The sequence below is a fragment of the Paracandidimonas soli genome, assembly GCF_004342005.1.
In the GTDB taxonomy this organism is placed as follows: Bacteria; Pseudomonadota; Gammaproteobacteria; order Burkholderiales; family Burkholderiaceae_B; genus Paracandidimonas; species Paracandidimonas soli.
On sequence record NZ_SMBX01000006.1, the window covers coordinates 24,733 to 44,493 of the forward strand.

The window sequence follows — 19,761 nt, forward strand, 5'->3', positions numbered from 1 at the left end:
GCCATGCTATTGGAAATCGCACGCTGGCTGTCTGATTCGCATATCCGCGCGTTCGGCGTGGTGGAATACATTACGTTGCGCGCCGTGCTGGCGTGCGCGACTTCGCTGCTGATCGGCCTGGTGGCCGGGCCTTATGTCATCCGCAAGCTGACCGAGCTGAAGATCGGCCAGGCCGTGCGCAGCTATGGCCCCGAGTCGCATCTGCAGAAAAACGGCACGCCCACCATGGGCGGCGTGCTCATCCTGATTTCCATCGGCGTGACGACGCTGCTGTGGGCGGACTGGACCAACCGTTTCGTCTGGGTGGTGCTGCTGGTCACGTTCGGCTTCGGCTGGATCGGCTGGGCCGACGACTACAAGAAAGTCGTCAATCGCGATCCGGAAGGCATGTCCTCGCGCCGCAAGTTCTTCTTCCAGGCCGTCATCGGCCTGATTGCCGCGCTGTATCTCAGCTTTGCCGTGTCGGTGCCGGCCAATGCCGACCTGTGGCCCCTGTTCCGCGAGTGGGTGCTCAGCGGATTCACGATGACGCTGCCGGACCAGGCCGACCTGATCGTGCCGTTCTTCAAGAGCGTCAGCTATCCGATGGGCGTGTTCGGTTTCATGACGCTGACATGGCTGGTGATCGTCGGCTCCAGCAATGCCGTGAACCTGACCGACGGCCTCGATGGCCTGGCCATCATGCCGACCGTCATGGTGGGCAGCGCCCTGGGCATATTCGCCTACGTCGTGGGCCGCGTCGATTATTCGAAGTACCTGCTCTTCCCCTATATTCCCGGCGCGGGCGAGCTGATGGTCCTGTGCGCGGCCATCGCCGGCGCGGGCCTGGCCTTCCTGTGGTTCAACGCCTATCCGGCTCAGGTGTTCATGGGCGACGTCGGCGCGCTGGCGCTGGGGGGCGCGCTCGGCACCATCGCCGTCATCGTGCGCCAGGAAATCGTGCTGTTCATCATGGGCGGCGTGTTCGTGGCGGAAACAATGTCCGTCATGCTGCAGGTGGCCTACTTCAAATACACGAAATACCGCTATGGGCAGGGCAGGCGCATCCTGCGCATGGCGCCGCTGCACCACCACTTCGAGGTCGGCGGCTGGAAAGAAACCCAGGTCGTGGTGCGTTTCTGGATCATCAGCATGATGCTGGTATTGATTGGTCTTGCGAGCCTGAAAGTGCGATGAGCGACTATACCTTTCCTTCTCTGCAGGGCGACGGACATATCCTGGTCTTCGGGCTGGGAGAGACGGGGCTGGCCGCGGCCAGGTGGTGCCTGCGTCATGCCGCGCCGCTGCGCGTGGCCGATACGCGCGCGCAGCCCGCGGCGGCTGCGGAGCTGAGCGCGGAGCCGGGCAGCGATGCCATCGACTGGCGCCTGGGCGATGCCGCGTCGGCGCCGGATGTGCTCGACGGCGTGCGCTCGATCGTGCTCAGCCCCGGGCTGTCGCCGCTGGAGGAGCCCGTATCGGGCCTGCTGGAGCGGGCCGGGCAGGCCGGTATCGAGGTCATCGGGGAAATCGAGCTGTTCGCCAGGGCGCTGGCCGACATGGCCGGGCAGGGCTATGCGCCCAAGGTTCTGGCCGTGACCGGAACGAACGGAAAGACCACGGTCACCGCCATGACGCGGCAACTGCTGGAAACGTCGGGCTTCAGCGCCACGGCGGCGGGCAACATCAGCCCCGCGGCGCTGGCCGCGCTGGCGCACGCGCTGGAGTCGGACAGCCTGCCGCAGGTCTGGGTGCTGGAATTGTCCAGCTTCCAGCTGGAAACCACGCGCAGCCTGAAGCCGGATGCGGCGGCCGTGCTCAACCTGACCCAGGACCACCTGGACTGGCACGGTTCCATGCAGGCGTATGGCGCGGCCAAGGCAAGGCTGCTCCCCATGGCGGATATCCGCATCGTCAATCGGGACGATGCGGCGGTACGCGCCATGGTCGAAGACATGGGGACGCTGGATGTGCGCAGCTTTGGCGGCGATTTGCCCGAGCGCGTCGGGGATTGCGGCCTGGAAACCAGCGGCGACGTGATGTGGCTGTGCCAGGCGCAATCCGAGGATTTCGACGTGCCGGCCGCGCCTTCCAGGCGCCGCAAGGCGGCGGAGAAGCCGCAGCGGCCGCAGGGGCGCAATGTCAGGCTGATGCCGGTGGACGCCTTGTACGTGCGCGGGGTGCACAACGCGCTGAATGCGCAGGCGGCTCTGCTGCTCGGGCGGGCCGTGGATGCCGGGCTGGCGCACATGCTGCGCGCCCTGCGGGACTACCAGGGCGAGCCGCACCGGATGGAGTTCGTGCGCAGCATCGGCGGCGTCGACTTCGTGAACGACAGCAAGGGCACCAATGTGGGCGCTACGGTCGCTGCGTTGCAGGGGGCGGAGACGCCGGTTGTCCTGATCGCCGGCGGTCTCGGCAAGGGACAGGATTTCGAGCCGCTGGGGCGCGCCATCCGTGCGCATGCCAAGGCCGTCGTGCTGATCGGCCGCGATGCGCGGCAGATCGCGGCGGTGCTGGGCGACAGCGTGCCGGCGGTCCACGCGGAAACGATGGGCGATGCCGTGAGGCAGGCCCATGCGCTGGCCCAGGAAGGCGACATGGTGCTGCTGTCGCCGGCATGCGCCAGCATGGACATGTTCCGCAGCTATGTGCATCGCGGCGAATCGTTCGTGGATGAAGTGCGCGAGCTGGCGCTGGAACGGGGGGAGGCGGCATGAGCTTGTTTGCGGACCTGACCTCTGGCGTGAACGCGGTGCGTCCCGGACGCACCACCATGCCCAGTTTCGACATGGCGTTGCTGATCGCCGTCGGCACGCTGGTCCTGTTCGGTCTGCTGATGGTGTATTCCGCTTCGATCGCCCTGGCCGATGGCCCGCGCTACGAAAGCTACGGCCGCTACTATTTCGTCATCCGGCATGGCGCGTTCCTTGTGATCGGCATCATGGCCGCCCTGTTCACGCTCTGCGTGCCCATGCAGGTATGGCAGAAAGTGGCGCTGCCGCTGTTCCTGGCCTGCTTCCTGCTGCTGCTGGTGGTGCTGGTGCCCGGCATCGGACGCGAGGTCAATGGCGCGCGGCGCTGGCTGCCGCTGGGGCCCATCAACTTCCAGCCGTCGGAACTGATGAAGATCGCCATCATCCTGTATGCGGCGGACTATACGGTGCGCAAGCAGGAGCACATGAAGAATTTCCTGCGCGGCTTCATGCCCATGGCCTTTTCGCTGATGTTCGTCGGCATGGCGCTGCTGCTGGAGCCGGACCTTGGCGCATTCATGGTCATCGTGGCCATCGCCGTCGGCATCCTGTTCATCGGTGGCATCAACGGCAAGCTGTTTTCCCTGCTGATCGGAGCGATGCTGAGCAGCTTCCTGCTGCTGATCTGGCTCTCTCCCTGGCGGCGCGAGCGCCTGTTCGTCTACCTGGATCCGTGGAATCCGGCCAATGCCTATGGCAGCGCCTATCAGTTGTCGCATTCGCTCATCGCCCTGGGGCGCGGCGAATGGTTTGGCGTGGGCCTGGGCGCCAGTGTGGAGAAGCTGCATTACCTGCCGGAAGCGCATACCGACTTCATTGTGGCGGTGATCGGAGAAGAACTCGGGTTCGTCGGCGTCGTGGCGCTGATCCTGGTGTTCGCCTTCGTGGTCTGGAAGGCATTCGAGATCGGCCGCCAGGCCGTGGCCATGGAGCGCATCTACAGCGGCCTGGTCGCGCAGGGCGTGGGCATCTGGTTCGGCGTGCAGGCCTTCATCAACATGGGCGTCTGCATGGGGCTGCTGCCGACCAAGGGGCTGACGCTGCCGCTGGTCAGCTACGGCGGCTCGGGGCTGGTCATGAACCTGGTGGCGTTCGCCATATTGCTGCGGGTGGACTACGAGAACCGGAACATGATGCGGGGGAGGCGGACATGAGCGACATGAATGCGAAACCGCATACCCTGCTGGTCATGGCCGGAGGCACCGGAGGCCACATCATGCCCGGCCTGTCGGTTGCGCACGAAATGCGCCGCCGCGGCTGGAACGTGGTCTGGATGGGGCATCCGGAGCGCATGGAAGGCAGGCTGGTGCCCGCGCAGGGATTCGAGTTGAAGGCAATGCGGTTCGCGGGCGTGCGCGGCAAGAGTCTGGCCACGCTGGCGAAGCTGCCGTTCACGCTGCTGGGAGCGCTGAGGCAGGCCAATGGCGTGCTGCGCGAGGCAAAGCCGGACGTGGTGCTGGGCATGGGCGGCTATGTGGCCTTCCCCGGCGGCCTCATGTCGTTCCTGAAGCGCGTGCCGCTGGTCGTGCATGAGCAGAACGCCGTGGCGGGGACCGCCAATCGCTGGCTGGCGCGCATGGCGAGCAAGGCGATGACGGGTTTCCCGGGCGTATTGCCGGGCGCCGTCATGGTGGGCAATCCCGTGCGCGACGCCTTCCTGGAAAAAACGGACGTGGAGCAGCGCTATGCGCAGCGCAGCGGTCCGCTGCGCCTGCTGGTGGTGGGCGGCAGCCTGGGCGCGTCCATATTGAACACGGTGGTGCCCAGGGCGCTGGCCTTGCTGTCGCAGGATCAGCGCCCCGTGGTGACGCACCAGTCCGGCGAACAGCATATCGCCGACCTGAAGGCGGCCTATGCCGCGGCGGGAGTGCAGGCGCATTGCGAGGCGTTCATCGACGACATGGCGGCGGCCATGCGCGATGCCGACCTGGTGATCTGCCGGGCGGGCGCCATGACGGTGGCCGAGGTCGCCGCGGTCGGCGTGGCGGCCTTGTTCATTCCGCTGCCGCACGCCATCGACGACCACCAGACGGCCAATGCGCGCTACCTGACGCATTGCCATGGCGCCTGGCAGCAGGCGCAGAACGAATTCACGGACCAGTGGCTGGCCGACTGGCTGCGCGAGCGCAGCCGCGCCGAACTGGCCGGCATCGCCAGGCATGCGCATACCCATGCCATGCCCGAGGCGGCGCGACATATAGCCGATGCCTGCGAACAGGCATCCCGGAGAACTGTGTGAAACATCGAATCCAGAGCATCCACTTCGTAGGTATCGGCGGTTCCGGCATGAGCGGGATCGCGGAAGTGCTGCTGACGCTGGGCTATGCCATCAGCGGCTCGGATCTGGCCGAGTCCGCCGTGACGCGCAGGCTGGCAAGCCTGGGCGCCAGGCTGTACATCGGCCATGATGCCGCCAACGTGGAAGGAGCCAGCGCCATCGTGGTTTCCAGCGCAGTGACGAACGACAATCCGGAAGTGCTGGCGGCGCGCGCCGCGCGCATTCCGGTCGTGCCGCGCGCCCTGATGCTGGCGGAACTGATGCGCCTGAAGCGCGGTATCGCCGTAGCCGGCACGCATGGCAAGACGACGACGACCAGCCTGGTGGCCAGCGTGCTGGCGGCGGGCGACCTGGACCCCACCTTCGTCATCGGCGGCAGGCTGAATTCCGCCGGGGCCAACGCCCGGCTGGGCCAGGGCGACTACATCGTCGTCGAAGCCGATGAGTCGGATGCGTCTTTCCTGAACCTGTTGCCGGTGATGGGCATCATCACCAATATCGATGCCGATCACATGGACACCTATGGCCATGACGTGGCCAGGCTCAAGAGCGCTTTCGTCGAGTTCACGCAGCGCCTGCCGTTCTACGGCAGCGCCATCCTGTGCATAGACGACGCCAATGTGCGCGAGATCATCCCCTTCGTCTCGCGCCCGGTGACCACGTACGGCCTGGGCGAGGAGGCGCAGGTGCGCGCGGTTAACCTGCGCGCCGACGGCGCCCGCATGCGATTCGATGTGCTGCGCAAGGGCGCGGACGGCGATCTGCCCGTGCTGCCGGTCTGCCTGAACCTGCCCGGCAGACACAATGTGCAGAATGCGCTGGCCGCCATCGCGGTCGCAACCGAACTCGGCGTGCCCGACGCCCGCATTGCCGCCGCGCTGGAGTCGTTCAACGGTGTCGGCCGGCGTTTCACGATGATCGGCGACCTGCCCGTGCCGGAAGCGGCCGGAGGCGGCAAGTTCACCGTCATCGACGATTACGGCCATCACCCGGCGGAAATGGCGGCCACGCTGGAGGCCGCGCGCGGCGCCTGGCCCGACCGCCGCATCGTGCTGGCATTCCAGCCGCACCGCTATACGCGCACCCGGGACTGCTTCGAGGACTTCGTGCAGGTGCTCAGCCTGGCAGATGGCGTGCTCCTGACCGAGGTCTATGCCGCGGGCGAGCCGCCGCTGGTGGCCGCCGACGGTCGGGCGCTGACGCGCGCCATCCGCGTGACGGGCAAGGTCGAGCCGATTTTCGTGGACGACGTGGCCGACCTGCCCGATGCCATCCTCGGCTTCGTGCGCGACGGCGACGTCGTGATCTTGATGGGGGCGGGCTCGATCAGCCGCGTGGCCGCCCGCATGGGAGAGCTGGTATGACAACAAAGAACTATGGCCGTGTAGGCGTGCTGTACGGCGGGCATTCGGGCGAGCGGGAGGTCTCCCTGCAGTCCGGCGCCGGCGTGCACCAGGCGCTGCGCAGCGCCGGCGTGGACGCGCATTTGTTCGATACCGGGCGCCATAGCCTGGCGGAGCTGGCGCAGGCCGGCTTCGATCGCGTGTTCATCGCGCTGCACGGCAGGCATGGCGAGGACGGCACGCTGCAGGGCGCGCTGGAGCTGCTGGGCATTCCCTATACCGGCAGCGGTACGCTGGCATCGTCGCTGGCCATGGACAAGGTCATGACCAAGCGGATCTGGGAGCACCATGGCCTGCCGACCCCGGGTTTCGTCGAGCTGCGTGGTGAAAAGGACCTGGATGCCGCCGTCGAACGCCTGTCGCTGCCGCTGATCGTCAAGCCTCCGCACGAAGGCTCCACCCTGGGCGTGGCCCGGATCGACGAACGCAGTCAATTGCTGGAAGGCTATCGCCTGGCTGCCCGCTACGACGACGTCGTGATGGCGGAGCAGTTCATCCGCGGACGCGAGCTCACGATAGCGCTGCTCGGCACGGGCGCCGATGCCCGCGCGCTGCCCATCGTCGAGATCGTGGCGCCCGGCGGCAACTACGACTACGAACATAAATACCTGTCCGACGATACGCAGTACATCTGCCCGGCGGACCTGCCTGCCGACCTGACCGCGAGCATCCAGGACATCGCCCTGCGCGCCTACCTGACGCTGGGCTGCGAAGGCTGGGGCCGCGCGGATGTCATGCTCGATGCGCAAGGCAAGCCCTGGCTGCTGGAAATGAATACCTCCCCGGGCATGACCGGCCACTCCCTTGTGCCGATGGCCGCCAGGGCCGCCGGGATGGATTACGCGCAGCTGTGCCTGGAAATCCTGGCGCAGGCCGGCTGCAAGGTGCAGGGCGTGCCCACCGGAAAGGACGGAGGCTGATCCATGCTCAATGACGCCCGCCTCGTGAACTTCTTTGCCAATACGCTGGCTCTGCTGGCGTTGTTGGCAATGGTCGCGGGCGTCATCGTCTGGGTCGCGCAGCGCCCATTCTTCGCCATTTCGCGCATCCAGATCGAGCCGCTGGATGCCGAGGAGTTCAACTACGTGTCCGTGCCGAGCGTGCAGGCCACGGTGGCGGGTAGGCGGCTGACGGGCAATTTCTTCGCGATCGACCTGGATGACGTGCGCAGCGTCATCGAAACCGCGCCCTGGGTGCGCCGCACGCAGGTGCGCCGCGTCTGGCCGGACACGCTGCTGGTGCAGATCGAAGAGCAGCAGCCGCTGGCGCTCTGGAACGAAGACCAGATGATCAATACCTGGGGCGAGGCGTTCAGCGCCAACCAGGGGGAGTTGCCGGATGATGCGCACCTGCCGCAACTGAGCGGACCGGCGAATTCCGAGCAACTGGTCGTGCAGCGCTATGCGGAACTGGCGCGCTGGTTCGCACCGTTGAGCCTGTCGGTCACCGAGGTCGCGCTGAGCCCCCGGTACGCCTGGGACGTGGCGCTGTCGAACGGCGTGACGCTCAATCTTGGCCGCGACCCGGCAGCGGATGCCGCCGACCTGCAGGGCCGCTCCGGCGCGCTGCCGTTCGCGGCGCGCATCGAAAGTTTCGTGCAGGCCTGGCCTGTGCTGGCGCAGCGTCTGGGGCACCGCCAGATCAGCAGCGCGGATTTACGTTATCCCAATGGGTTCGCCATCACCATGGCGCCTGTTTCATCAAATACTTCTGAGTGAAGCCAATAATATGACCCGTGACATCAAGGACTTGATCGTTGCTCTCGACATCGGCACCAGCAAGGTGGTCGCCGTGGTGGCCGAAATCCTGCCCGAAGGCCGGTTCGAGGTCCTGGGCCTGGGCCAGCACGAGTCGCAGGGCATGCGCAAGGGCGTGGTGGTCAATATCGAGGCTACCGTCAACTCCATCCAGCGCGCGCTGGAAGAGGCTGAGCTCATGGCCGATTGCCAGATCCGCGACGTCTACACGGGGATCGCCGGCAGCCATATCACCAGCTTCAACTCCAGCGGCATGGTGGCGGTCAAGGACAAGGAGGTGACGCAGGCCGACGTGGCGCGTGCCATTGAAACCGCCAAGGCCGTCAACATCCCGACAGAGCAGCAGGTCCTGCATGTGCTGACGCAAGAGTTCATGGTGGACTCGCAGGAAGACATCCGCGAGCCCATCGGCATGAGCGGCCTGCGCCTGGAAGTGCGGGTGCACATTGTCACCGGCGCGGTCAGCGCCGCGCAGAACATCGTGAAGTGCGTGCGCCGCTGCGGCCTGGAGGTGCAGGACCTTATCCTGCAACCCCTGGCCTCCAGCCTGGCCTGCCTGACATCCGACGAAAAGGAGTTGGGCGTGGTGCTGGTGGACATCGGCGCCGGCACGACGGATGTGGCCATCTATACCAATGGCGCCATCCGCCACACCGCGGTGGTACCCATCGCGGGCGACCAGATTACCAGCGATATCGCCGCCATGCTGCGCACGCCGACGCCGGACGCGGAAGACATCAAGCTGCGCTACGGCGTCGCCAAGCAAGTGCTGGCGGATCCCGACGAAATGATCGAGGTGCCGGGACTGGGCGACCGTCCGAACCGCCAGGTCAAGCGCCAGGCGCTGGGCGCGGTGATCGAGCCGCGCGTCGAGGAACTGTTCATGTTCGTGCAGCAGGTGGTGCGCGAGTCCGGCTACGAGGACCTGCTGGCTTCGGGCGTGGTCCTGACCGGCGGTGCATCCCTGATGCCGGGCATGGTCGAGCTGGCGGAGGACGTGTTTCTCAAGCCGGTCCGCGTTTCCGTGCCCGCCTACGAAGGCAGCCTGTCGGACGTCATGCGCAGCCCGCGTTTTTCGACAGTGATGGGCTTGTTGCTGGAAGCCCGCCTGCAGCGCGCGCGCGGCCGCAAGGTGGCGCAGCAGAAGGGCAACTTCCGCACGTTGCTGGCGCGCATGAAGGAGTGGTTCATGAATTAGGGCGCATGCGTCCTGACGGCGGACGGCATTCGCACTGCCCGCCGAAGAAGGGCTTCACACCCGCCGCGAGCCAAGGGCTGGCGCCGATTATGAAGCCGCTTCACAAAAAGCAGTACCGGGGAACTTTTGAGATTGCAGTTTTTTGATATGTGAGGGAATCAACCATGATGAAATTTGAAATGCTCGACACCAGTGCAAGCGGCACTGTCATCAAAGTTGTCGGCGTTGGCGGCGCCGGCGGCAATGCCATCGGACACATGATCCGTTCCAACGTCAGCGGGGTGGAGTTCATCTGCGCCAATACCGACGCGCAAGCGCTGGCCGCCAGCGAAGCGCCCGTCCAGATCCGCCTGGGCCGTACCGGCCTTGGCGCCGGAGCCAAGCCGGAACAGGGCCGCGCCGCGGCCGAGACCGCCCGTGAGGAGATCCGTGCCGCGCTTAATGGCGCGCACATGGTGTTCATCACGGCCGGCATGGGCGGCGGCACCGGCACGGGCGCCAGCCCCGTCGTGGCGGAAGTCGCCAAGGAACTGGGCATCCTGACCGTGGGCGTCGTCACCAAGCCGTTCGAGTTCGAGGGCCGCAGGCGCCTGCAGATGGCGGAGCAGGGTATTGCCGAACTCTCCAAGCACGTGCATTCACTCATCGTCGTCCTGAACGAAAACCTGTACGACTTGCTGGACGAAGACGCCACGCAGGAAGACTGCTTCCGTTCCGCCGACGATGTCCTGCACAACGCCTGCGCCGGCATTGCCGAGATCATCAATGTCGAGGGTAACGTCAACGTCGACTTCGAAGACGTCAAGACCATCATGGGCGAGCAGGGCCAGGCCATGATGGGCACCTCGATCGCCTCGGGCGAGAACCGTGCGCGCGAAGCGGCGGAACGCGCCATCGCATGCCCGCTGCTGGAAGGCGTTGACCTGCATGGCGCGCGCGGCATGCTGGTCAACATTACGGCCAGCCGTAGCCTGAAGATGCGTGAAACACGCGAAATCATGGATACCATCCGCAGCTATGCCGCAGAAGACGCCACCGTCATCTTCGGCACGGCCTACGATGAAGCCATGGGCGACAAGCTGCGCGTGACCGTGGTCGCCACCGGCCTGGGTCGCGGCAACGCGCGTCCGCAACTGGTGCAGAACACCGGCGAAATGCTGCGCACCGGCACGGACAACATGGTTGCGTCCGGCGGGCAGCACGGCGGCCAGGACTATGCCAATGCCGACGTTCCCGCGGTCATCCGCACCCGGGCTTCCGCCCAGGTTCGCGCCCTGGAAACCGCAGGCATGGATCACTTCGACATTCCGGCCTTCCTGCGCAAGCAGGCGGACTGAAACAAAGTGATTTGACCGCCGCTGCGGGCTCTTCCCCGGAGTCCCGCGCGGCAAGCCCTGCATATCAGCAAAGCTGCGCGGCCTCGTGCCGCGCGGCGCAAGGCCGGCCGTCTCCCGCATATTCCCCCGGGAGGCGGCCGGCCGCATATCTATGTAAACGTGTTTCATTGCATTTCTTTTGCTTTTGCAGCCATACCCGCATAAGCAAAGCGGTTACAATAGGGGATAATCCCGGCGTCTCAATGGCTCGATCCATGGCAGGCGCAACCCTAATTCGACAGAATATGCTACGTCAACGAACCATACAGCGATCCATCAGCACCAAGGGGGTCGGCCTGCATTCCGGCCGGCGGGTGGACATCACCCTGCGCCCGGCGGCGCCTGATACGGGGATCGTGTTCCACCGCGTGGATCTGCCCGAGGTCGTCGATCTGCCTGCGCAGGCCAACCAGGTGGGCGATACGCGCATGGCGTCCGTCCTGCAGCAGGGCAATGTACGCGTTTCCACCGTCGAACACCTGATGTCGGCCCTGGCGGGCCTGGGCATCGACAACCTGCACATCGACCTGACCGCCGAAGAAGTCCCTATCATGGACGGCAGCGCCGGCACGTTCGTCTATCTGCTGCGTTCGGCCGGACTGCAGGAGCAGGCCGCGCCCAAGAAGTTCCTGCGCGTCCTGAAAACCGTCGAAGTCCGCGAGGGCGAAGGCGACGCCCTGAAGTGGGCCCGGCTGGAACCCTACGACGGCTACGCATTCTCGTTCTCCATCGATTTCCACCATCCGGCCATCGATTCGACGGCCAATTTCGCCGAAGTCGATTTCGCGACCGATTCCTACGTCAAGACGATCGCCCGCGCCCGCACCTTCGGCTTCGCCAGCGAGGTCGAGGCCTTGCGCGCCGCCGGCCTTGCGCGCGGCGGCAGTCTGGACAACGCCATCGTCATGGATGAATACCGCGTCCTGAACAGTGACGGCCTGCGTTACGAAGACGAATTCGTCAAGCACAAGATCCTCGATGCCATCGGCGACCTGTACCTGATCGGCAAGCCGCTGGTGGCGCGCTACGTGGCCTGCAAGTCCGGCCATGCGCTGAACAACAAGCTGGCCCGCGAGCTGCTGGCCCGCCAGGACGCCTGGGAAATCGTCAGCTACGAATCCGCGGCGACCGCGCCCAAGGCCTTCGGCCAGGAGTGGAAGTTCGCCTGATCCTGCGGGCAGCTTCGCAAACGAAAAATACCGCCATGAAACACGGCGGTATTTTTTTGTCGCCGGGCCGCCCCTAGACAAAAAGCGCCCCCCTTGGGGGGGCGCAGCAAGCCTTCTCGCACGGCAGCCCCTCTCAGTGCATCTGCGTGACGACCTTGGTGTTGAGATAGGCTTCCATGGCTTCCAGCCCGCCTTCCGAGCCGTAGCCGGAATCCTGCACGCCGCCGAACGGCATCTCGGGCAGGCCGAGGCCATGGTGGTTGACGGACAGCATGCCGCTTTCGATATCACGCGACAGGTCGGAGATGATCTTTGCGGAGGCGGTGAAGGCATAGGCGGCCAGTCCGTAAGGCAGCCGGTTCGCTTCCGCGAGCATGTCTTCGTGGGTGGCGTAGCGGTTGACGAGCGCCATCGGGCCGAAGGGCTCTTCGTTCATGGCGCGCGCCGTCAGGGGGACGTCGGTCAGGACCGTGGGTGCGAAGAAGTTGCCGCGATCGCCGATCCGCTTCCCTCCCGTGCGCAGGGTCGCGCCTTGCGCGATTGCGTCCGCCGTCAATTCCTCCATGGCCTGCACTCGCCTGGGGTTTGCCATGGCGCCCATGGTGACGCCTTGATCCAGGCCATTGCCGACTTTCAGTTCTTCCGAAACGGCGACCAGGCCGTCGACGAAGCGGTCGAAGACCGTTTCATGCACGATGAAGCGGGTCGGGGCGATGCAGACCTGTCCGGCATTGCGGTATTTGGAGGCGGCCAGGCGGGTGACCGCCGCGTCGATATCGGCATCCTCGAAGATGAGGGAAGGAGCATGCCCGCCCAACTCCATTGTGACGCGCTTCATGTGCGCGCCCGCCAGCGCGGCAAGCTGCTTGCCGACGGCTGTGGAGCCGGTGAAAGAGATCTTCCTCACGGTCGGATGGGGGATGAGATAGTTCGAGATTTCCGCCGGGACGCCGAATACGAGATTCAGCACGCCGGGAGGAAGGCCCGCGTCCTGAAAGGCATTGGCCAGCGCCGCGCAGCTTGCGGGAGTTTCTTCGGGACCTTTCAGGATGACGGAGCAGCCGGCGGCCAGCGCGGCCGAGATCTTGCGCGTCGCCTGGTTGAGCGGGAAATTCCAGGGCGTGAAGGCGGCGACGACGCCCACCGGCTCTTTGATGACGAGCTGGGATATATTGTCGGCGCGCGCCGGTATCACGCGGCCGTAGGTTCGCCTGGCTTCCTCCGCGAACCAGTCTATGACGTCGGCGACGCTGAGCACTTCGATACGTGCTTCCTTGAGCGGTTTTCCCTGTTCCTGGGTCAGTACTTGCGCTATGTATTCGATACGCTCGCGCAGCAGTCCGGCGGCCTTGCGCATGGCGCGGGAGCGCTCGAGCGCATTGACCTTGCGCCAGACGGCCAGGCCTTTCTCGGCCGCGGCCAGCGCCTCGTCGAGATCGGATGAACGCGCATGGGACAGCGTGCCGATGCGCTCGCCTGTGGCGGGATTGATCACGTCGATGTCTTCGCCGGCGCCCGCGCGCCAGTGTCCATCGATCAGGAGCTTGGTATCTGGGTAGGAATGCGTTGTCATCTATGGGCCCTTTTGAAAGTTGCGGATGGCGCTTCGATGTGTCGATCGACTTACTTCCAATAGTAGCCGAGCCGTTGCGGGATTTCCCGTCTGATTGCCTGTAGCCCTAGAAGCGGTACAGCTCGGCAGGGTTGTCGCGCAGTATCAGATCCATGTCTTCCTGGGCCCTGGTCCATTGCCCCAGCAGCGCGAGCAGGTTCCGCTCGTCGGGCCTGTCCTGCTGCGTCGGGTGGGGCCAGTTGCTGGCCCACAGGCAGCGCTGTGGGTAGGCGTGCGCCAGGGTGCCGGCCAGCCGGCCCACGTCTTCGAATGCGGGCTTGCCTGTGCGCGAGGTCTCGTAGGGAGCGGAAAGCTTGACCCAGGTGTTGCCGCCGTCCAGCAGCCGGCGCAGGGCCAGGAATCCGGGATGATCCGTCGGGACGGGCTCGAGGAACTTGCCGACATGGTCGATGACCAGGCGGCAGGGCAGGCCGGCAAGCATGGGCGCGTATTGCGTCAGGTCGCGCCCGTCCAGCTGCAGGTTGATGTTCCAGCCCAGCGGCGCAATGCGCTCCGCCATGACGGGCAGGTCTTCCCAGCGCATGACTTGCGGCGCGCCGGGCACCAGCATGAAGCGCAGGCCGCGCGCGCCCAGCGCATCGTAGTGCGCAAGATCCGCATCGGAAACATCGACCGGCAATGTCAGGATGGCGCGCGTATTCGCGGGATCTCTCGCCAGGGCTTCCAGCGTGCAGCGATTGTCGAATGCATAGCCGGTGGCCTGCACGATGACCGCGCGGGAAAGCCCCAGCTCCGAACGCAGCGCCAGGTAGTCGTCCCAGGTGGCGTGCGGCGGGGAAACCGGGTTTGCCTGCGGGATGGGGTGGAGGTTCATGTCATAGACATGGATATGGCAATCGCAGGCCAGGTCGGGGATGCGTTTTTCTGTCATGTTCCGTTCGCTCAATTGGCGTGAGGCGTTACCCGGCAAGGAACCGGCTGGCGAATCGATGGGCTTGCCCGGCGTTCAGGGCGTTGGGCGGCATGCGGCCTTCCAGCATGGCGCGCACCTGCTCCACGGTGTCCCAGGCCTGGTGCTCGACGGCTTCCGGCGTGAGGCCTCCGATATGGGGCGATGCGACGACCCGGGGATGCACGGCCAGCGCCGGTGATGGCTTCTGATCCAGCGCCATGCCGACGTCCATGCCTGCGCCGGCTATCTTGCGGGAGTCCAGCGCTTCCAGCAAGGCAGCCTCGTCGATCAGCTCGCCCCGGGATGCATTGATGAAAAAAGCGTGGGACTGCATCAGCGACAGCGCCCTGGCATCGATCAGGTGGTGCGTTTCCGGCGTCGACACGGCCAGGCAGACAACGAAATCGGATTGCGACAGCAGTTCGTCGAAGCCGCATTGCCCGACTCCCTCGGTCTCGATGGACTGGAAGGGGTCGTATGCCTGGACCTTCATGCCGAACGCCAGGCCGAGCGAGGCAAGATAGCGCCCGATGGTGCCATAGCCGATGATGCCCAGGGTCGCGCCGCGCAGCTCGCGCCCCATGCCGACTTCCATGTCCCGGTTCTGGCGGTAGGCCAGGCAGTAGTCCACGATATTGCGCGACAGGTTGATCATGGTGCCGATGATCCATTCCGACACCGATGGGCCGAAGCCGGGCGTGGCCCGCGTCACCAGCACGCCATTGCGGCTGGCGGCGTCGATATCGATGTTGCGCACGTCCACGGCTACGCGACAGAAGGCCGCCAGCCTGGGCAGGCTGTCGAAGACAAGGGCGGGAACGATGGGAATGCGCGCGCCGATGATGACGTCGCAGTCCTGCGCGGCTTCGATCATCTCTTCCACGGAAGGTTCGCCCGGGCCCGAGCTCAGCTTGACTTCGGCGATCTCGCGCAGGGCGGCCAGGGCTTTTTCGCCGTAGTACTGAGTGCGCATTACGGGCGAATGGGTAAGGAATATCTTTGTCATGCTGTCGTATACCGAAGAGAAGAGGGATTCAACGAGCGCCGGGCGGACAGGCCACCGACTGACGCTCGATCAGTGTCGGGGTGAAAACCAGCTCGCTGGCGGCCGCGGAGGGGTCGGACAGGCGCGCGATGGCGCAGTCCACCATGGTCCTGACCATATCGTCGATCGGCATGGCGACGGAAGTCAGCGCGGGCCAGATGTAGTGGGAGATGGCGAAATCGTCCATGCCGATGACGGAAACGTCTTCGGGCGTGCGCTTGCCTGCGTCCCTCAGCCCGGCCATCAGGCCGAATGCCATCATGTCGTTCACGACGACGATGCCGGTGGGGGCGCTGGCCGACCGGCCGATTTTCTGGCCGAGTTCGAAGCCGACCTTGCCGAGTTCGGAATCTCCGTACATGGTGATGCTGCGGCCTTCGATGACCTCGGTTCGTACGGGAACCTGCGCGTTGGCGGCGGCCATGCGAAAGCCGTCTATCTTGGCCTGGCGACTGATCGTCATGCCCGCGGGCATGGCGAAGGCCAGGTGGCGGTGGCCATGCTGGATCAGGTGCGCGGCCGCCAGCCGGCCGGCCTCTATGTTGTCCGGCTGCACGTGGTCGATGGGGACGCTGCTGTCGGGATTGCCGCCCCGGTCATAGCTGACGACGGCCAGGCCGCGGCGAACGGCGTCTTCGACGTGGCGTTCGTCGGCAAGCGATGAAATCAGGATGGCGGCGCCCACGCCAAAGTCGACCAGATCCTGGAACATGCTGGCTTCCTGCCGGCGGTCGCGCTGGGTGTTGCACAGAAGCACGCGATACCCGTAGCGCCGTTGCGCATAGGCTTCGATGGCCGCGGCGATCTGGCCCATGAAGGGGTTGGCGGTGGACGAGACCAGCAGGCCGATCATGGATGTGCGGCCGGTTTTCAACTGGCGCGCGGCGCGGCTGGGGCGATAGTCCAGCTTTTCGATGGCGGCCAGCACCTTGTCGAAGGTTTCCGGGCGCAGGCGGTCGCGTTTCTCGTTGAGTACGTTGGAAACGGAGCTGACGGAAACGCCTGCAAGCCTGGCGACGTCCTGAATGGTGGCCAAAGAAAACCTCCTGTGGCGATGGGCGGGGGCGGTTGGGCAGGAGAGGGCTGCCGGAATGTCTCCGCGGAAAGTAAAACGGTTTAGTCAAACGATATATGAACTATATGTTTAATCTACCATGATCACTATGCCGATGCTACGGAACAGAATTGGTATTTACGCCAATCCCAGGTATTTTTCCTGAATCTAATGGTAAACACTGATTCTGGAATGGTTAATCTGGCTGAAAAAACACAGTATCATGATCGTTAGTAAATCGTTCTACTAAAACGATTTATTTAATTCACAATGGAGACATGACCATGAAGCCAAGGAATTACCTTTCGACCGCCATCAAACTGACATGCGCACTGGCTCTGGCCATGCCCGTCATCGGCCACGCCCAGGCCAAGAAGAAAGAAATCAAAGTCTCGCACGCCCAGCAGGCGACGCTGGATTCCGAGCTGCACATCGCCGCCTGGATCTTCCGCAACTACGTCAACGACAATTCCGATACGCTCAGCGTCACAGTGCATGCCAACAATAGCCTGGGCGAAGAGCGCGCCGTCTACGAGGCCATGCAACTGGGCGCGGGCGCGACCTGCGCGCTGGGCGGCACGGCGATCCTGAACAATTTCTCCAAGCGCGTGGGTGTGATCGACCTGCCGTTCCTGTGGCGCGACTATGCGCACATGAACAGCGTGCTGGACGGCAAGGTTGGCCAGGAGCTGGCTTCGGATCTCGAAAAGACCGGCCTGAAGACGGTGGCCTGGCTGACGAACTGGGGCGTGCGCAATGTCGTGACCTCTTCGAAGTCCGTACGCACACCGGAAGACCTGGCTGGCCTGAAGATCCGCACGATCCAGAGCCAGGTGTACATCGATGCGCTCAACGCCATGGGCGCCAACGCTACGCCGATGGCATTCGGCGAAGTCTATACCGCCATGCAGACCGGCGTGCTGGATGGCTTCGAACACGGCCCCGCAGTCGTCCTGACCGGCAAATACTACGAAGTAGCCAAGCACATAGCGCTGACCAAGCATCTGCTCGGCCCGGCCGTCTTCGCGTGTTCCATGCCCCAGTGGAACAGCCTGACCGACAAGGAAAAGGATGTCATCACCAAGGGCGCCAGGTTGGCCGCGGACATCAACCGCTCCCTGGCCCCGGTGCGTGAACAGCAGGCATTCGATGCGCTGCGCGAGAAAGGCATGGAGATCAACGAGATCGACACCAGCGGCTTCAAGGAAAAGGCCGTGGCGATCCAGGACAAGTTCGCCAAAGAGCGCGGTACGGAAGATCTGCTGAAGATCATTCGCGACGCCCAGTAAGACGGACATAGCTTGAGTCGTGGCGCAGCGCCCTGACCGGACGGCTGGGGCGCTTCGCTGAAACCGGAGACGCCGATGCGTTACATCAATGTTGTCGCACAGCTGCTGCTGGCCATCCTGTTCACGGCCATGCTGGTCGTAGGGGCCCTGCAGGTGTTCAATCGATTTTTCCTGAATGTGTCCCTGAGCTGGAGCGAGGAGTTCCAGAAGTTCGCCTTCGTGTGGCTAGTGTTCATCGCCATTCCGCTGGGATACCTGCGTAATGCGCACTTGTGCGTGGACGTCATCGTGTCGCTGTTTCCAAACGCACTGAGGCGCACGATTGCATTTGTCATCGATGTCATGTGGCTGGCGCTGGGCATCGCCTTCGTGACGCTGACCTGGCGCCTGATGGGAGTTGCGCAGTATCAGCAGAGCGCCGGGCTGGGCATCAGTATGGCGTGGGTCTACGGCGGCATGGCCCTGGGCGGCGCCTATCTGGCGCTGGCCGCGGTTACACGAATTCTTGACGTACTGCGTGGAAAGGTGACGCCATGATCATGATCGCGATTTTCGTGGGCCTGCTGGCGCTCGTTTTCCTGGGCGTTCCCATTCTGCTGGCGATTGCCACGGTCAGCCTGGCGGGCATCGCTTCGGTGGACGGGCTGGTGCTGGCGCTGATGCCGCAAAAGACGTTCGCCATGCTGGATTCATTCAGCTTGCTGGCGCTGCCTTACTTCATTCTGGCCGGCGCAATCATGGCCCGGGGCGGCCTGAGCGAAGGGCTGATCGATTTCTCCCAGAAGCTGGTCGGCCATATCCGAGGCAGCATGGGCCATACGGCGGTGCTGTCGTGCGCGGCAATGGCCAACGTATCGGGCTCGTCCACGGCCGAAGCGGCGGCGGTCGGCTCGCTGACCATCCCGTCCATGAAGGAAAAGGGCTACAACCCCGGCCTGGCGGCATCCATCGTGGCGGCCGCGGCCACGGTCGGCCCCATCATTCCGCCCAGCATGACCATGATTATCTATGGCTCCATGACGGGCGTCTCCATTGGCGGGCTGTTTCTGGCAGGTGTGCTGCCCGGTCTGATGATTGTCGTGCTCCTGATGGCGGTGATCTACGGCTTGTCCTATCTACCGGGGTATCCGGAACTGCGCGTCAAGCTGCCCCGGGCGTCGCTGCGCCAGATCGTCAAGGCGACGGTCGAGGTGTGGCCGGCCCTGCTGGCGCCATTCGTCATCATGGGCGGTATTCTGGCAGGTGTGTTCACGGCGACGGAGGCCGGCGTGGTCGCCTGCCTCTACAGCCTGGCGGTCAGCGTGTTCTGGTACCGCGGCCTGGACGTCAAGACGATCTTCCGCATACTGATCGATGCCGCGGTCACCACAGCCATGGTGGCTGGCGTCATTGGCATGGCGGGAGCGCTGGGCTGGATGCTGAGCTACCTGAACTTCAATGACGTCATGCTGCAGGCCATGAGCGGCCTGACGACGGATCCGTTCATCATGCTGATGATCCTGCTGGGTCTGCTGCTCCTGCTGACCATGCTGCTGGACGGCCTGGCGGTGATCGTCGTGCTGATTCCCACGATCGTCTACATCGGCCAGTCGTTCCAGTATGATCCCCTGCAACTGGGCATCCTGATGATCATGATCACGCAGATCGCAGGCCTGACGCCGCCGGTCGCCATCCTGCTGTTCGTCACGACCAGCATCGCGGAGATCCGCTTCGTGGATACTCTGCGCGCCAGTTGGCCGTTCGTCCTTACGCTGCTGTTTGCTCTGATGATGGTGGTGCTGTTCCCGTCGCTGGCGACCTGGCTGCCGAGCCAGGTGCTTTAGCGGCGAAACAGCGGTCGATGCCTGAACATGCCCGGATCCTGCGATCCGGGCATGTCGTTTTCGGGAAGAGCCTATGACCACGCGCCAAAGCGCAAGCCTCGTCGTTCAC

Annotated in this window: 17 protein-coding genes; 13 read left to right on the forward strand and 4 right to left on the reverse strand. The window is 64.5% G+C overall.

Annotated elements, in window-relative coordinates:
• Nucleotides 1-3: 3 nt before the first annotated feature.
• From mraY to lpxC, 10 genes are all read left to right on the forward strand, one after another.
• A complete protein-coding gene (gene mraY, locus EV686_RS12305; RefSeq protein ID WP_132477249.1) occupies nt 4-1,176 on the forward strand; it encodes a phospho-N-acetylmuramoyl-pentapeptide-transferase in 1,173 nt (390 codons plus the stop codon).
• Nucleotides 1,173-2,699 (forward strand): UDP-N-acetylmuramoyl-L-alanine--D-glutamate ligase, encoded by a 1,527-nt coding sequence (gene murD / locus EV686_RS12310; RefSeq protein ID WP_132477250.1) that lies wholly within the window; start codon nt 1,173-1,175, stop codon nt 2,697-2,699. The genes mraY and murD overlap by 4 nt, the downstream gene beginning before the upstream one ends.
• Nucleotides 2,696-3,889, forward strand: coding sequence for a putative lipid II flippase FtsW (gene ftsW / locus EV686_RS12315; protein WP_132477251.1), 1,194 nt, complete (start codon nt 2,696-2,698; stop codon nt 3,887-3,889). Before murD ends, ftsW begins: the two co-directional genes overlap by 4 nt.
• A gap of 5 nt (nt 3,890-3,894) precedes the next feature.
• Nucleotides 3,895-4,974, forward strand: coding sequence for an undecaprenyldiphospho-muramoylpentapeptide beta-N-acetylglucosaminyltransferase (gene murG, locus EV686_RS12320; protein ID WP_132477421.1), 1,080 nt, complete (start codon nt 3,895-3,897; stop codon nt 4,972-4,974).
• Nucleotides 4,971-6,377: a UDP-N-acetylmuramate--L-alanine ligase gene (gene murC, locus EV686_RS12325; protein ID WP_132477252.1), complete on the forward strand. Its 1,407-nt coding sequence runs from the start codon at nt 4,971-4,973 to the stop codon at nt 6,375-6,377. The genes murG and murC overlap by 4 nt, the downstream gene beginning before the upstream one ends.
• Nucleotides 6,374-7,336, forward strand: coding sequence for a D-alanine--D-alanine ligase (locus EV686_RS12330; RefSeq protein WP_132477253.1), 963 nt, complete (start codon nt 6,374-6,376; stop codon nt 7,334-7,336). The genes murC and EV686_RS12330 overlap by 4 nt, the downstream gene beginning before the upstream one ends.
• Nucleotides 7,337-7,339: 3 nt before the next feature.
• Complete coding sequence (locus EV686_RS12335) at nt 7,340-8,134, forward strand: cell division protein FtsQ/DivIB (protein ID WP_132477254.1); 795 nt, start codon at nt 7,340-7,342, stop codon at nt 8,132-8,134.
• A 10-nt stretch (nt 8,135-8,144) separates the two neighbouring features.
• On the forward strand, nt 8,145-9,371 hold the full coding sequence (gene ftsA / locus EV686_RS12340; RefSeq protein WP_132477255.1) for a cell division protein FtsA: 1,227 nt from the start codon (nt 8,145-8,147) through the stop codon (nt 9,369-9,371).
• A gap of 164 nt (nt 9,372-9,535) precedes the next feature.
• A complete protein-coding gene (ftsZ, locus tag EV686_RS12345) occupies nt 9,536-10,708 on the forward strand; it encodes a cell division protein FtsZ (protein WP_132477256.1) in 1,173 nt (390 codons plus the stop codon).
• 284 nt (nt 10,709-10,992) lie between these two features.
• Nucleotides 10,993-11,916: a UDP-3-O-acyl-N-acetylglucosamine deacetylase gene (gene lpxC, locus EV686_RS12350; protein ID WP_132477257.1), complete on the forward strand. Its 924-nt coding sequence runs from the start codon at nt 10,993-10,995 to the stop codon at nt 11,914-11,916.
• A gap of 133 nt (nt 11,917-12,049) precedes the next feature.
• On the opposite strand, the gene EV686_RS12355 is transcribed toward lpxC, so the two are convergent.
• The 4 genes from EV686_RS12355 to EV686_RS12370 form a co-directional block, all read right to left on the reverse strand.
• Nucleotides 12,050-13,489, reverse strand: coding sequence for an NAD-dependent succinate-semialdehyde dehydrogenase (locus EV686_RS12355; protein WP_132477258.1), 1,440 nt, complete (start codon nt 13,487-13,489; stop codon nt 12,050-12,052).
• Between the two features lie 106 nt (nt 13,490-13,595).
• Nucleotides 13,596-14,420: an amidohydrolase family protein gene (locus EV686_RS12360; protein ID WP_132477259.1), complete on the reverse strand. Its 825-nt coding sequence runs from the start codon at nt 14,418-14,420 to the stop codon at nt 13,596-13,598.
• Nucleotides 14,421-14,448: 28 nt separating this feature from the next.
• Nucleotides 14,449-15,447 (reverse strand): NAD(P)-dependent oxidoreductase, encoded by a 999-nt coding sequence (locus EV686_RS12365; RefSeq protein ID WP_132477260.1) that lies wholly within the window; start codon nt 15,445-15,447, stop codon nt 14,449-14,451.
• A gap of 28 nt (nt 15,448-15,475) precedes the next feature.
• Nucleotides 15,476-16,522 carry a LacI family DNA-binding transcriptional regulator gene (locus tag EV686_RS12370; protein ID WP_132477261.1) on the reverse strand — a complete coding sequence of 349 codons (1,047 nt, stop codon included), beginning with the start codon at nt 16,520-16,522 and terminating at the stop codon, nt 15,476-15,478.
• Between the two features lie 302 nt (nt 16,523-16,824).
• Between EV686_RS12370 and EV686_RS12375 the strand changes: the two genes are divergently transcribed.
• The 3 genes from EV686_RS12375 to EV686_RS12385 all read left to right on the forward strand — a co-directional run bounded on the left by EV686_RS12375 (nt 16,825) and on the right by EV686_RS12385 (nt 19,652).
• Nucleotides 16,825-17,829: a TRAP transporter substrate-binding protein gene (locus EV686_RS12375; RefSeq protein ID WP_165972592.1), complete on the forward strand. Its 1,005-nt coding sequence runs from the start codon at nt 16,825-16,827 to the stop codon at nt 17,827-17,829.
• A 75-nt stretch (nt 17,830-17,904) separates the two neighbouring features.
• A complete protein-coding gene (locus tag EV686_RS12380; protein WP_132477263.1) occupies nt 17,905-18,366 on the forward strand; it encodes a TRAP transporter small permease in 462 nt (153 codons plus the stop codon).
• Nucleotides 18,363-19,652 (forward strand): TRAP transporter large permease, encoded by a 1,290-nt coding sequence (locus EV686_RS12385; RefSeq protein WP_132477264.1) that lies wholly within the window; start codon nt 18,363-18,365, stop codon nt 19,650-19,652. The genes EV686_RS12380 and EV686_RS12385 overlap by 4 nt, the downstream gene beginning before the upstream one ends.
• Nucleotides 19,653-19,761: the final 109 nt, after the last annotated feature.